Raw genomic sequence first — 15,138 nt, 5'->3', positions numbered from 1 at the left:
GGTCGGCCGCGCTCAGGAGCGGTTGCTCAGACGCAGTTGCATGGGCCGCATGTGGCTGGGTGGCACGTCCCTCAGCGCGGGCATCTCGGCCAGCGTGGCCTGGATGAGGTCGTCGACCTGGGCATTGCCCGAGCCGACGACGATGTCGGATTTCTGCACCCGCCCGTCGTCGGCGAGCCAGATCCTGACCACCACGCGGAACTCTTCCTTGAGCACCTTCCTGTTGCGCGACAAGGCCTCGAAGAACTGGCGCTGCAGCAGGCCCGAGTAATACGCCCCGCCTCCGCCGCCGGTGGTCAGCAGATCGCGCCCGCCCTTGCTGCCCACCAGGCCGAAGCCGTCGGCGCCGGCAGCGCCGTCGGCGTCCACGCCCAGTGGCTTGTCCGACGCGGGCTTCTCGTCGGGCTGCTTGGCTTCGTCGGGCTTGGGCTCGGCCTTGGGCTCGGGCAGCTTGACTTCCTCCTTCACCTTCGGCGGCTCGGGCGGCTTTTCCGGCGGCTTGGGCGGCGGCGGGGGCGGCTGCTTCAGCAGGGCCACACTCTGCACCCCGGTCTTGCGGCCGGCCGGCTTGTCGAGAAACTTGCGCACCATCAGGCCCAGGCCCACCAGCAACGCCAGGCCCGCGAGCGTGATGACAGTGCGCGCAATCCACGGGCTGCGCGGCGGGGCGGCGACCAACAGGCTCGTCATGACAGTCCGCAGCGCCGTGCGCGCTACTTCACCAGCCGCTGCGTGACCAGCCCGAGCTGGGTGATGTCCAGCCGGCCCATCAGGTCGAGAACATCGATGACCTTCTCGTAGTGGACCTTGGCGTCACCCTTGATGACCACCGGAAAGCTCGGGTTCACCGCCTTCTGCTGGCGCAGGCGCTCCTCGAGCTCCTGCATCGTCACAGGGTAGGTATCGAGAAATACCTGACCATCGTCACGGATCGTGATCGCCTTGGTCTGGGGCTTGGCCAGGCTCGGCGCGGCGCTGGCCTTGGGCAGGTTGACCTTGATGCCCTGCACCGATGCCGTGGTCATGATGATGAAGATCACCAGCAGCACGTACGCCAGATCCAGCATCGGCGTGATGTTGATGTCGTCGTACGGCTTCTGTTCGGCTTGGACCTGCATGGGATCGCCTCAGACGGAATGGTTTTCGGCGATCTTGGTGATGAACTCGTCGACGAAGACTTGCATGTCGGAGCTCAGGTCCTTGATCCGGCTGGTGAGGTAGTTGTAGCCAAACAGTGCCGGGATGGCGACCGCCAGGCCGGCCACCGTGGCAATCAGGGCGGCGGCGATGCCCGGGGCGATGGCGTTCACGTTGACGTCACCGGCCGCCGCGATGGCCGCGAAGGTGATCATCACGCCCACCACCGTGCCGAGCAGGCCGAGGAAGGGGCCCCCGGCAATGGCGATGGTCAGCAGCACCATCTTCGAATTCAGGCGCTGCATCTCGCGCACCAGCGTCGCATCGATGGTGGCGCGGATGGCGTCGATCGACTGCGCGGTGAGCAGCGGCTCGCGGCCCGCCTTGGCATAGGAATCGAAGCGCTGCTGCAACTCGCTGCGGCCCGCGGTGTACAGCCGGTAGAGCGAGGACTCGCGGTGTTCGACCGCGGCCTGCGCGTCGACCGAGGCATCGGCCTCGGTGTCCGCCACCGCGCCACCCGGTTTGATGCTGTCGATCAGCCGCTGGAACTGCCCCTTGAAGCGTTCGTTGGCACGGCCGGTGGCGTTGACCAGGATCGACTTCATGACCATCACGCCAAAGCTGATGACCATCATCACCATCAGGATGCCCACCACGACCCAGCCGTCGGTCGTCAAGGCACCGAGCAGGATCGCGAAGTGGGAGGTGCCGCCCTCCTCCTTGTCGCCGCCCTCGCCCTGGCCGTAGCCGACCAGCTTCTGGTCCTGGCCCTGGCTGAGCGCCGCCAGCCTGATGGCCTCGGGCGCACGCGCGGCGGTTGCGATCTGCAGCTCGTCCATCTCGCCGACGAAGCCGCGGCCCAGCGTGGCCTCGCCGCCCAGGGCCCTGGTGGGCGCGCTCACACGGGCCGCTTCCTGTCCGTTCAGGTACAGCGCGAGGCCGTCCTTCACCACCAAAGCCACGTGCTGCCAGGTGCCACCCGCCACCGCAACGGGCGTCGTCTCCGTCTTGCCCCACTGCGCCACCAGCATGCCGCCGCGCAGCAGCAGGCCCAACGAGTCGGCGCCATCGCGCTGCGAATAGAGCGTGCCGGCCTGCGTGCCCTCGCCGGGCTTGATCCACATCGACAGCGTCGTCGCGCCGCCGCCCGCCTTGAGGCTCGGCGACGTGGCGATGGCGATCTCGCCGCTGCCATCGAAGGTCACGCCGCCGCCGATCAATCCCGACGTGCCGGGCTTGGCCGACGAGCGCGCGGCATGGTTGGCGTTGGCGGTGCTGTCCTTCGGCGCGCCGTCCTTTTCACCGAAGTGGTAGACCAGCGCCTGTGCCACGTCGTAGCTGCCCTTGGGATCGTCGCCGGCCGGCGCCTTCTCGTTGCCGTAGTACAGCCAGATGAAGTCGGTCTTCGACGCAGGCTGCAGCTTCGGCACCTGAACCCACACGAGGGCCAGTTCGTTGAGACCATCGAACTTCTCGATGTGGTACTTCAGCGGGGTCTTGTCGTCGGCCGCGATGAAGCGCAGGTCGCTGCCGTCGGGCTTGGCATCGACGAAGGAGAAGTTGCCCGTGTGAAGGCGGATGAGGACCGGCGCGCCGTCCACCGCTGCCTTGAGGGCCAGGCCGTCGTCCGCGGTGTTCAGCGAGAGCTTCGCGCGATGGGCCCATTCGGCGCTCCATGCCGCATGGCTGACCTGGCCGACCGACAGTGCGAGCAAAGCAAGAACCAGAACGAAAAGCTTCTTCATGAAAGACCTGGCAACCCAGTGGGACGGCAACCACCGATCATCGGCAGTGAATGTGGCAAGGGTGTGAATGAGCGCCCCGCCCCGCCGTGCACGGCGCACTTCAGCCCGCCTGCACGGCCCCTTGAACCGGGGGCGGCAGGTGCGCGCCGAGCGTCGCCACGAAGCGCTCCGCCGCCGAGGCAATGTGGAAATGCCGCTGGTAGCAATCGGCTGCGGCGCGTCTCATCGCGTCGCGCTGTGCGGGCGAGAGCAGCAGCCAGCGCTCCAGCAGGGTCGTGGCGCCCGCGACCGTGTCCTCGGCCGCAAAGCCGGCGTCGGCTTCGACGATCTCGCGCCAGATGTTCACCTGCCTGGAGATCAGCACCGGCACGCCCATGGCCAGGGCTTCGGCCACGGCGATGCCGAAATTCTCCTGGTGCGAAAGCAGGGCGAAGACCTCGGCGGCCTGCAGCGCGGCCCACTTGAGCTCGCCTTGCAGCATGCCCGTCCAGGTGATGCGCTGCGCCATGCCGAGCGCCGCCGCGCGGCGCTCGAGCGGTGCCCGCAAGCCGGCCGAGTCGGGCCCCGCCATCACCAGCTGCAGCGTCGGGTCGGCACGGGCCACGCGGGAAAAGGCTTCGATCAACAGGTCGCAGCCTTTCTTCGGGTGGATGCGCGACAGGAACAGCACGATGCGCTTGCCGCGCGTTTGCGGGAAAGCGGCGAAGAAAGCTTCGCCATCGCCGGCCGATGACTCGCGGCTCAGTGCCAGGCCGTAGCCGATCACCGCCGGGTTGACGCGGTACAGCCAGAACGATTTCGGCGCCAGCAGGGCTTCTTCCTGCGCCGTGAACAGCACCGCCTTCGCATCACGTGCCACGCGATAGTCGGCCCAGGGCCAGTACAGCCACTTCTTCAGGTGCTTCAGCGGGTGCTGGCGCTTGAACCACGGGTCGAGCATGCCGTGGAAGAAGACGAAGTACGGCACTTCGCTGCCCCTCAGCGCCCGCCAGACCGCGAAGCCGTGGTACTGCCAGAGGCCGTGCACGACGACGGCATCGAACTGAGCCGCATGCGCCTTCAGCCAGGGCACGAGGCGCGGGGTGTAGGCGTAGCGCGTGCACACCGGGCCGAGCGCGTAGGTGGTCGTCGGGAAGTCGCGCACCCAGGGATCGTCCGGCGCGTCCAGCGTGAGCACCTCCTGGGTGTGGCCCATCGTCCGCGTGGCCTGCGCGTACTGGCGAATGCCCTCGGCCGGCCCGCCGTGGATGGGGTTGACCGAGCTGATGACGTTGAGGATGCGCATGACGGCGAGCAGACCGGGGTTCAGCGCGCCAGCAGGTAGCGCAGGTGCCGCAGCGGATTGAAGCGGTAGGCGTTGCGCAGCAGACGCACCTCCTGCGGGCTGTACAGCGGGACGCCCCAGGCGCCGATCTTCTCGGCGATGCGAACATGCTCACGCTGGTACAGCGCGGCAAAGCGGTTGGAACCGGTGATGGACTCGCCGTGGATGCGGAAGTCCCCGAGCACTTTCGACACGGTGGCAAAACGCGCCTCGGTGAGCGCCATGTCCACCAGCAGCTCGCCGTCCCAGTTGACATGGTTGCGCACGTTGAAGCCGCCCGCCGCCTCGAAGGCCCGGCGCCGGAAGAACGTGCCCTGCTGCCCGACCGTGCAAACGCCCGCCGCATAGCGGGCGAGGTCGAAACGATCGGCGGTGCGCCTGCGCAGCGCGGCGCGGCCTTCGCGGTCGACGATGCGGATCGCGCCGCACAGCACGTCGGTGGCCTCGTGCGCAGCGAAATATTCACCGACGAAGCGCAGCGCCCCGGGCAGCAGGCGGTCGTCGGCATTCACGTAGGCGAACACGCTGCCGCGCGCCCGCGCGAAGCCCTTCTTCAGGCCGTGGGCCGGCCCCTTGTCGGGCTCCAGCACGGCCGCGGAGATCGACGTGGCGTACCGGCCGATGATCTCTCGGCTGCCGTCGGTCGAGCCCGGGTCGACGACGATGTAGTCGATGTCCGGGTAGTCCTGCTCCATCACGGAGCGCAGGCACTCCTCCAGGAACGGCGCCTGGTTGAAGGAGATGGTGACGATGGAGATCGTGGGCAGGTTCATGGGTGCTGAGGTGGATCGGTCACTTCGCAAGGCAGTCCTTCTGCCCTTCCTTGCAGTTGTTCTCGCCGAAGCCCAGCACCTCGACCGTCAGGATCGCCGGCTTCGGCCGTGTCTCGGCCGCCGCCGCGGCGCGTGCTGCGTTGGTCGCCGCGGCGGCGGCGTCGTCGGCGGCCTTGGAGGTGGTGGGCGCGCCGCTGCTCGCCAGCGAGGACGCGAGGCTGCCCGACTCCACCGTCGGCACGCCCACCGAGGAGCCCGAGGCGCTGATGTTGCTGGCGTTGAGCACGGTCTGCGCCGCGATGAAGATGTCGGCGCCCGAGACGATGCCGGCCTCGCCCGCGTCGATCGTGCCCTTGGGAGCGAACAGGAAGATGCTGCCGGGTGTCGGCGCCGTGCGCGGGCCGAGGCCGTCGGGGTCGGAGGTCAGCGACAGGATGCCGCTGCCCGCGGCGCTGGCCGACAGGGTGTAGAGGTAGCCCTGCGTGATCTTCTGGCCGTTCGCATCGAGCACGAAGTTGCCCTGGTCGTCGAGCTGGTAGACCGGCGTCTTCTTCGGCGGCGGCGTGCTGAGCGAGGTCTTGGCACCCCGGCCGGCGTCGATGCTGCCGTTGCCGGTGTAGATGACGATGTCGCCGCCCTGCGCCGTCAGCACCTTGCCCTGGTTGATGTTGAAGTCGCCGCTCAGGTAGCTGCGGATGGCGCCGCCGCTGTTGGTGATGAGGCCGATGGACTTGCCGGCTTCCGGCGTCGTGAGGCCGACGACGATGTTGCCGCCCGGGGCCCACAGGTCGATGCCGCTGCCGCCGTAGGTCTGGATCGAGGTGCGGAAGCTGTTGATGTCGCCCGCGCCGATCTTGTTGCCGGCGAAGACCGCATCGATCGCCTTCTGCCCGCGCTCCTTGTCCTGCGCCTTGCCGGCTTCGATGAGCTCGGTGTACGAGGCATCGAGCCTGGCGAGGTTCACGTCGCCTTCGACGCCGGCGATCAGCGTGAGCCGGGCGCCGTCGGCCGTCGCGAGCGCGGGGTTCGTGGTGTTGCCGGTCGATGCCAGCCCACCGAGGAAGCCTCCGGGACCCGCATTCGCAATGCCCAGATCGATGCTGCGCCCGGCCTGCACTTTCAGGCGACCGGGCCCGCGGATCTCGATGCCGGTGCTGGCCGGTCGCACGTCGCCATGGTCGGCCCGCACTTCGGTCACGTCGGTGGCCGCGAGGTTCTGCAGCACGAGGTTCACGTTGGTGATGTCCTCGGCGGCACGAATGCGGCTGGCTGCAGGAAAGGCGAAGCTCGAATCGCTGATGCTGCCCGTCAGCGCCTGCACGTCGTACGCATAGGGTCCGGCCGGCGGCGGCCCCTCGGCCCCGCTGCCCGATCCGTTCGTCAAGTCGTCGCCGGTGAGTCGGCGCGCGGCCAGCGTGACCGCACTGTCGATGTCCAGGCCGCCGCCGGTGGCCTTGCTCGACACGGTCAACAGCAGGTTCTCGACCGAGCCCCCGGCCAGCAGCCGTGCCGACCCGCTCGTCGAGGGATAGAGCACCATCGGCGAGAACTCGTCGGCCGCCCGCAGCACGTCGCCGCCGAACGCGACTGCATCGAAGTTCGGCGGGTAGGCGGCGGTGCCACCCAGGTTGCCCGAGGCGAGGCCCTGCTGCGACGCCACTATCGTGCGCAGCGTCTGTGCCGGGCTGCCGCCGACCGACACGTCGCCGCCTTCCGCCGCCAGGCTCACCGCGCTGTTCGGTGCATAGGTGAAGAAGGTCGACACCAGGCTGCTGCCGGTGCCGAAGCTCGGGCCGGTGCCGGCGGAGTTGGTCTGGTACAGCGCGGTCGGGTTGTTGACGCTCTGCAGGTGCACGTCCTGGCCCGCTTCCACCCGCAGGCTCGCCTGCGCCGGCACGTCGCCGCTGCTGGCGCCCATCACGAACAGCTGCGTCGGCACGGCCGCACCGACGCTGCCGCCGGCCTTGATGGACCCGGTGCCGCGCGCGACCAGGTAGTCGCCGCCTCTCACGTCGTTGCCCGCCTGCACGTGCAGGTCGCCGCCGCCTTGCACGTCGACCTGCCGCTGGCCGGCGGCGTCGCGGTAGGTGCGGCCGGTGGTCGGCAGCATCGCCGACAGGCCGTCCACGTCGTGCCCGGCAATGATCTGCACATTGCCGCCCCCCAAGGTGCCCAGGCCTTGCTGGAAGTTCGGCCGGTAGGCCCACCAGTCGGCCGGCTTCAGGTCGGCGAACGCCGGGATCGAGAGGCGGGGACGGCGCAGCCACTCGGTGATCAGCTCGTCGGCATGGCCGACCGCGTCGCGGCCCACGTTCACCGAGATGTCGCCGCCGTCACGCGTCCACCGGTTGTTGCCGTTGGCGGCGGTGTCGACCTCGCCGGGACGGCCGGCGGTGTAGACCACGGCCTTGTTGCTGTCCATGCGGAAGTCGCGCGCCGCCGCGATCTCGATGCGGCCGGTGCCGGTGCGCAGCTTGGCGGTGTCGCCGCTGAGCACCACGCTGCCGGCGTCACCCACCAGGGCGGCAGCGGGCAGTGTGCTCAGCGCGTTCGCGGCGCCGAGGTCGGCGCCGCCCACCAGGCGCAGGTTCCAGGTCTTGCCGTCGATCAGGTTGTCGTTGGCGAAGCCGAGCGAGCTGCTCAGGGTCAGGTCACCTGCCGCGCGCAGCGTCAGGGTTCCGGGTTCGCCGTTGGCCAGCCACTGGGGGGTGGTCAGGTCCCAGCCTTCGGCCAACAGCAGGTCGCCGCTGGCAGCCAGCTCGGTCGCGCCGCGCACATGCACATTGCCCTGGGGCCTGCCGTCGTCGCCCTTCACCTGCCCCAGCAGCGCCGCGACGTTGGCACTCGCGACGAAGCCGGCATGGTCGGCGGCGTAGCCGTCGATGTCCGCTGCCGTGATGCTGCTGCCCACCGCATAGACCCGGTTGGCCTCGACGGCCACCTCGGCCGGCGCATCGCCCGCGTGGCGCTGGCTGAGCACGGTGCCCTGCAGCGTGGGTGCGAGCATCTGGTTGGCGTTGTCGCGCGGCACGCTGAAGACCACGCTGCCGGCCTGTCCCTTGGCCCCGGCCCGCACGTCGATCTGCGACGCGGCATCGAAGCTCATCGCGCCGCTGCGCGTGGACAGCTTCACCGCGCCGCCGTTCGATGCCGCCGCGGCGGCGCCCGAGGCGGTGGAGCTTCCGCTCGCATCGATGCGGCTGCCGGCTGCCAGGGCCAGGCCGGTCTGCGCATGAAGGCTGACCGAGCCGCCACCCGTCGCCGAGCTGGCATCGATGCGGCCCGCCACGTCGATGCGGCCGCCGTCGGCCGCGAGCGTGACGTGCTGCGCCTTCACCAGATCGCCTGCGGCCACCGCCAGGTCGCCGCTGCGAACGCGGATGTCGCGCTCTTCGGTGAAGCCGCCCTGGTTGAGCTTGGCGTTCAGGGCCGAGAAGTTGCCCGGCGTTCCGGCGTCGAGCCGGAACTTGCCCTGCTCCTGCGCCGCCCCCGCCGCGCCGCGCAGCTCGCCATCGAGTTGCACGCTGCGCGCGCTGACGAGCAGCGTGCCGGCGTCCCCGCCCTGGGCGGCACCGGACACGTCCACCTTCGCCGCCGCGGCCATCGTCACGCTGCCGTGGGCCGAGCCGAGGACCACCTGGCCTGCATCGGCGAAGGCCTTCGCGCCGTTGAAATCCTTCACGGCCCCGGCGGCGTCGATCACCGCGGTGGCGCCGAGGCTCACGCCGTCGCCGGCATCGCTGCCCATCGCGGCCAGCGTCAGCGAGCCCGAACGCGCCGTCACGGTGGTGGCCACCGCAACGCTCTTGCCCTCGACGCGCAGACGGCCGCCCAGCCCCGTCGGCTCGCTCAACGGCGCAGCACCGGGCGCGGCCGCGATGCTGAGCGGGGCGTAGACCGGGTTCGCGGCATTGCTCGCGTCCGAGGCGCTCCAGGTCTGGTTGGCGCCGCTGTCCACGGTCACGCGGGCGGCCTGCATCGTCCAGCGGCCGGCCACGCGCGTCGTGCCGCTGCCCTCGGCCACGGCCTCGCCCGCGGCGTTCATCGCCACCGAGGCATAGCCGCCGACGCTCTTGTCGCCGGCACCGATCTCGATGCGCCGGGCGTCGATGCTCAGGCTGCCGCTGCCGGGCGTGCCCGGCAGCGTGCTGCCGCCGGCCAGGTTGCGCCAGGCGAACTGCTGCGCCTCGATGCTCGCGTTGGCCGCGGGCGAGCCGGCCACGGATTTGCCTCGCAAGGCGGCGGTGTCCAGTGTCAGCTGCTTGAGCGCGCTGCTGCCGAGCGCTGCCGCACCATAGAAGTCGATACCGGCGTAGCCCTTCAGGGCCAGCGCGTCGAGCTTGTCGAAGGCGGCCAGATCGGTGTTCGAGAGCACCAGCCCGTCGTCGATGCCGGGCACCCCGGCCGTCTGACCGAGGCTCACCCGGCCCGAGGCCAGCGAGACCGCGCCGCCCGCCCCGCCGGTGCCGCCGGCCTGCAGGCGGCCCTGCGAGCGCGTGGTCTGCGTGGCGTCGATCAGCAGGGCCTTGCTCGCCTTGAGCGTGGCGCCGGCCTGGATGCTCACCGTGCCGACCGAGGCGTCCGGCGTCGCGCCGCGGTCCACCGCCACCTGGGCCGAATTGGCCAGGCGGATCAGTGCGCCCGAGGCCTCGGTGGTGATGTTGCGGCTGTCCGCCACGCTGCTGCCGCTGCCCGACAACACGCTGCCGGCCTGCACGTCGATGCGGTTGGTGGCAGCGATCAGCAGCTCGGGCAGTTCCAGCGGGTGCTCCGCGGTGTTGGCGACGAGCACGTCGCTGGCGCCGGTGGTGATTTGCACGCCGGAGGCCAGGTCGCTGCGCGTGCCGCCGAGCAGCACGCTGCCGCCCAGGTGCGACAGGCCGGCCGCCTCGAGCTGCAGGTAGGAGGCGTCCACCGCGGCATTGCCCAGCCGGTCGACGACGGCGATGCGGCTGCCGCTGATGTCGACCTCGGAACCGCGCCCGGTCCGGCTGTCCACGGTGGCCGGGTTCGTGATGAACTGTCCGTCGAGCCGCAGGGTGTTGGCGTTCGCGATGGCGAGCTTGCCGGCGTCGATCGGCAGCCGCGGCGCGTCGCGCCGCTGCTGCGAAGCCAGGTCGGCAAAAAAGCGCGCGGTGCTGACGTTGTAGTCCGACTCCTGCTTCGCGTCGGCCCCGGGCCGCACCACCACGCCCACGGTCTGCGATTCGCGGATGCTGGTGCCGGCCACGCTGCGGTAGCCCGCCACGACGGCCTGCCCGTTCGCCAGCGCGGGCGCGGCACCGGGCTGGAGCTTGCGGTAGGCGCTGCCGGTCTGCAACTGCACCAGGTAGGCGCCGGGCAGCAGCGCATAGCGCCCAGGCAGCAGCAGGTAGTCGCCTTCGGGCACGGCCGCGCCGGGGCCGATGTGGAGGCTGTCGTAGAGCGCGCTGTCGGGTTTGGCGGTGGCGAAACCGAAACCGAGGTCCTTGAGGCTGGCGGTGTCGGCATCGATCGGCATGCTCGACAGGCCCGCCGCCGGAATGATGGCGAACGTGTTGTCGCTCAGCAGCGTGTTCTTCGAGCCGCCGGTGCCGGGAACGAACTCGACGGCCTGCACATCGCCGCCGCCCGACACGTCGACCGTCGCGCCGGCATGCACGTCCACCGCGGGGCCCGACAGCGCGATGCGCTTGCCGGCGGGCGTCGGTGCATCGAGCTGCGTGGTGGCCCCGCTGCCGTAGCGGTAGTTCCAGATCACGCCGGCGTCCGTCGTGCCGTAGGGGATGGTGCTGCCGGCCGCGGAGACGCTGGTCACGCTGCCGGCCGCGAGGTCGAGCGTGCTGCCGGCCTGCAGCGAGATCTCACCCAGCGGCGCCTTGACCGTGCCGCCCTGCTCGATGTGGTCGGCCTGCAGCGTCAGCCTGCCGCCGGCGGAATAGACCTCGCCGCCCGGCTTGCCGTTGCCCGCGATGACGATGCGGCCGCCGGGCGTGAGCGTGTCGCCCGGCTGGTCCTTCACCGCCACCGTGAAGTCGCTGCGCGTGGTGGGATAGAGCTGGGTGGCGTGGAACAGCAGGTCGCCCGAGGTCGTGAGGCCGCCGACGAGGCTGCTCTCGACGCTGCCGTTGAGCCCCGTGGTGCTGCCCTTGACGAGCCGCCCGGTCAGACGGATGTCGTTCTCGCTGATGAAGCTGGCCTGGCTGACGCCACCGAGCGCCAGGCTGCCGAACAGGTCGATGGTCTGCCCCCGCGCCTCAAAGCGGCCCGCACCGGTCAGTGTGGGCAGCACCGGCGAAGCCTCCTGCTGTTCGTAGTTCTGGCCGTTCCAGAAGCTGGTCTTCTGCGATTGACCGATGGCGATGGCAGCGCCCGCCAGGCGCACCTTGCCGCCCCCCGAAACGTCCACTTCCGGCGCATCGATGCGGATGCCGCGCGCGAAGTTCAGGTCCGCGTCGCCGCGGAACTCGACGATGTTCTCGGACTGCAGGCGCAGCTTCTGGAAGCCGCCGGCACTGAGCGCATCGATCGCGATGGGCACCTCGTTGACGCCCGTCGCAGGTGCTGCCTGGCCGACCACGATGCGCCGCTCGCCCACCGGCTGATCGGCGTTCTGCGGCAGTGCGAACTCGAACGCAAAGCTGCCGCCCGCCCCCTGGGCGGACGGCGCGCGCCCGCGCAGCGTGCCGTCCAGCGTGGAGGCGCCCTGCGCGCTCATCAGCAGGCTGCCGGCATCGCCGTCGACGCGCTGCTGGACGAGCGGCCGGGTGGCGTCGCCGGTCAGCACGTCGACGATGCGCGACGCGCCGCTCACGTCGAGCACCGAGCCGGCATCGGTGCGGATGCCGGTGTTCTGTGCCGCCAGGGTGATGGAGCCGCCACCGATGACGCTGCCCTGCAGCAGCCCGCGGTCGCTGGGCTGGCGCACGAAGGTCCCGGCGGTGGAGAGCGTGCTGTGCTCGCCCAGGTGCAGCTGGGCGGTGCCCGCGATGCCCTTCCTGAGGGTCGCGGTGATGGCACCGCCCGGCGCGCTGAGCGTGCCGTCGATGTCCAGGCCGTCGACGGCGGACACCTTGATTTCGCCCTTGGGGTCGGTCGCGATGAACGCGTTCCTGCCGATGACGAGCTTCGCATTCGTGCCGTCCGAGCCGGCGCCGCCGACCGCGGCCAGACCGATCTTGACGGCATTGCGCTGCTCCGCCGGCAGGGTGGCGAGCGTGGCGACGGAAGCCAGATTGCCGCCGGTCGCCAGGCCCACCGCCTTCAGGCGGTCCACGACCAGATTCTGCTGCGTGGCCTGGATCGTCGTGCCCTCGGCGACCGACAAGCCGTTCAGCGTGTTGATGCGCACGGCACCGAAGCCGTGGTCGGAGAACAGCGAAGGTCCGAAGCGCGAAGTACCGGCCGGCGCGGCACCGCCGGCACTGGTGAGAAGCGCATCGGGCACGAGGATCGACAACGTGCCGCCATTGCCGGCCGCGTAGCCGCGCAGGTCGGCCTGCAGCCACTCGTCGACGGCGTTCACGGAGCTTCCCTGACTGAGTGAGAGGGTGCCGCCATTGCCGGCCGTCAACTTGCCGCTCTTGTCGAGTGCGCCGCCGCCGCTCACGTCGAGCACGGCACCGGACTCGAGCAGGGTCGCCCCGGCGAATTGAGTCGCCACGGTGGAGGCCACGGTGAGCGTACCGCCGTTCAGCAGGGAGACCGCGGCACTGCCGTCCCCATTCGACTTGGCCGTGGGCAGCGGCGCCCCGACGTAAGCGCCATCGGCGCTCGCCTGATTGACCCACACGCCGGCGGTCGACAGCTGCGCGCCGCTGCGAACGGTCACGCCGCTGTTCGCTGTCGTCTGATCGGCACTGATGGGGCTGACCGTCGCCACCGCTTGCAGCGTGAGTGTTCCCGCCGGCATCGAGATCTTGCCGGCCACATCGACCTGCGAGCCGCGCAGCGTCAAGGCCCCGCCGACCGGCCCGTCGATGTGCACCTCGGCCGGCACGGCTATGCGCCCGTTGGAGTTGAGCTCCACGCTCTCGAAGCCGTTCTGTTGGTAGACATTGGTCTGCGGGCTGGTGGCCGCGCCGAACAGCTGCTCGGCCGCCAGCGTGAAGTGATCGCGCTGCGCCTGGCTCAGCGCCGTCGTGGCCACGAAGGCCCGGCCCAGCGTGTCGCTCGCGCCCTGCGCGAACGTGACGTTGCCGATGCGTGTCAGGTCACCGAACTCGTTGGACGTGCTGTTGTACGTACCGATCGCCAGCGTGGCTCCGCGCGGCGCCTTCGCCAGCTGCGTCGGCCCGGCGGTGGCGCCGCCCTTCAGCGTGCCGTCGAGCACCAGCCCGGTGGCCGCGCCGATGCTGATGCTGCCGCCGGCCTTGCCTTCCACATAGGCGTCCTGGTGCTCGCCGTAGCCGTAGAGCAGGTTGGTGTAGCTGGCGGTCTGGCCCCAGCGCTCGTAGCGCTTGTCGAAGCGGTCGAGGATCCGCGTGTAGGGCTTGGCCTCGGGTGCGGTGGTGATGTCGTAGACCTTGCCGTCGGCGCCGAGCAGCTTGGTGGTGGCCGAGGTGCCGCCCGCATAGCGGTAGCCGCCGCCGGACGCATCGAGCGTCGCGCCCTGGCGCTGGATGACGGAGCCGGCCGACTGCAGCACCAGCTCGCCGCCGGTCGCGGTTTCCTCCGCCACGCTGCGCTTGCGCGCAGCGGCATAGCCCGACACGTCGAGCAAGGCGCTGCCCTTGCGCAGGTCGACCGTGACGGTCGATCCCTTCAGCAGGCCGCTCTTCTGGTCGGGCGAGTCCTTCAGCTCGTTGGAGGTGACCTTGAAGCTCACCAGGTTGCTGTCGTAGGCCACGTCGGCCCAGGTGCCGGCGACGCTGGTGCTGCTGCCCTCGCCCAGGTAGATGCGCGCAGCGGTCGGGTCGGCCGCGTCGCCGGCATTGAGCGTGATGCGCCCGCCCGGCGCGCTCACGCTGCCCTGGTTGACGATGGTCTTGCCTTCGACCTGGATCAAGGCACGGCGGTCGTCGAGCACGGAGCTGCCCTTGAAGCTCTGGCTCTCGGGCAGGAAGCCCTTGTCGGCCGCGTCGGGCTTCGCCTCGGTGACGCTGCCTGCTTCGAAGCTGACGCTGCCGCCTTGCTGCGAATCGCGGCTGCGCGCCTGCAGCCAGATGGAGCCGTTGCTCTGGATGGCGGTCGAGGCGGACACGCGCCCGGCCTGGTTGATGGCGAGCGCCGCCAGGGTCACGTTGCCGCGGTCGGCGCTGATCTCGCCGGCGTTGCGGATCATGCTGCTCAGGTTCACCGGCGCGCCGGCGTCGGCCTCGATCTCCACGCGCATGCCGCGCAGGCCGGGACCGTTCTCGTCGTCGGCCAGCGCCAGGTAGGCCTTGCTGCCCGCGGCCAGCAGCACCTGCCCGTCGGGCGAGGCGATCACGGCACTGCGGTTGTCGATGCGCGGCGCGATCAGCACGATCGAGCCGCCGGGCTGCGCCGTGATCGACGGGGCCGCCGCCGCGGGGTCGCCGTGCTGGCCGAGCACGATGGCCTCGGGCCGCGTGCCGTCGGGGCGGGTGGCCAGCGTGTTGCCGCTGTCGTCGTAGCCACCCTCGGCGGCGGCGGCGGTCAGGCCGCGCGAGGTCAGCCCCGCGTTGAAGCGCTCGTTGCTGATGTTCAGCGTGGAGGCGATGAACGAGTAGGCGTTGACCTGCGCGCCGCGGTCGAACAGGATGCCGTTCTGGTTGATCAGCAGGATCTGCCCGTTGGCCGAGAGCTTGCCCTGCAGCAGGCTGGGGTCGAGGCTGTAGATGCGGTTCAGCGTCGACGCCAGGTTGTTCGGCTGGTTGAAGCGCACTTCGCTGCCGCCGGCGATGTTGAACGAACGCCAGTCGATGATGGCGCGCTGCGAGCTCTGGTCGATCGTCAGCAGCCTGCCCGTGGCGGTGTCGACCGGCGAGCGAACGATCGCCTGGCCACCGACCACGCCGCGCAGCACCGGCAGGGTGCCTTTCGGCAGCACCGTGCCCGCGCCTTGCGCCGCGGCGGGACCGGGCGCCACGCAGCCCAGCACACCGGCCGCCGCCAGAGCGGCCAGGCTCGAACTGAACTCGCACCGGGCCGCGACGGCACTGCCGGCATTCAGGCGAGACAGGGCGAAGCGGGGTTGACGGTGAGCCTTCATGGG

Annotated in this window: 6 protein-coding genes; all 6 read right to left on the bottom strand. The window is 70.4% G+C overall.

From position 1 onward, the window contains the following. Positions 1-12: 12 nt before the first annotated feature. The 6 genes from ACQY9S_RS04625 to ACQY9S_RS04600 all read right to left on the bottom strand — a co-directional run bounded on the left by ACQY9S_RS04625 (position 13) and on the right by ACQY9S_RS04600 (position 15,135). Positions 13-690, bottom strand: a complete 678-nt coding sequence (locus ACQY9S_RS04625) for a TonB C-terminal domain-containing protein (RefSeq protein ID WP_428423391.1) — start codon at positions 688-690, stop codon at positions 13-15. 23 nt (positions 691-713) lie between these two features. Continuing rightward, positions 714-1,118 carry an ExbD/TolR family protein gene (locus ACQY9S_RS04620; protein WP_428423390.1) on the bottom strand — a complete coding sequence of 135 codons (405 nt, stop codon included), beginning with the start codon at positions 1,116-1,118 and terminating at the stop codon, positions 714-716. Between the two features lie 9 nt (positions 1,119-1,127). After that, the gene (locus tag ACQY9S_RS04615) at positions 1,128-2,885 is read right to left on the bottom strand and encodes a DUF2341 domain-containing protein (RefSeq protein ID WP_428423389.1); all 1,758 of its coding nucleotides are present in this window, start codon (positions 2,883-2,885) and stop codon (positions 1,128-1,130) included. 100 nt (positions 2,886-2,985) lie between these two features. Then, a complete protein-coding gene (locus ACQY9S_RS04610) occupies positions 2,986-4,170 on the bottom strand; it encodes a glycosyltransferase (protein ID WP_428423388.1) in 1,185 nt (394 codons plus the stop codon). Positions 4,171-4,190: 20 nt separating this feature from the next. Then, positions 4,191-4,982, bottom strand: a complete 792-nt coding sequence (locus tag ACQY9S_RS04605) for a glycosyltransferase family 2 protein (RefSeq protein ID WP_428423387.1) — start codon at positions 4,980-4,982, stop codon at positions 4,191-4,193. Between the two features lie 19 nt (positions 4,983-5,001). After that, positions 5,002-15,135, bottom strand: a complete 10,134-nt coding sequence (locus ACQY9S_RS04600) for a filamentous haemagglutinin family protein (protein ID WP_428423386.1) — start codon at positions 15,133-15,135, stop codon at positions 5,002-5,004. Positions 15,136-15,138: the final 3 nt, after the last annotated feature.

It is taken from the genome of Methylibium sp., assembly GCF_965279545.1.
In the GTDB taxonomy this organism is placed as follows: domain Bacteria; phylum Pseudomonadota; class Gammaproteobacteria; order Burkholderiales; family Burkholderiaceae_C; genus Methylibium.
Note: the sequence above shows the minus strand (reverse complement) of the source record. Positions and strands in the feature narration are given on the sequence as shown.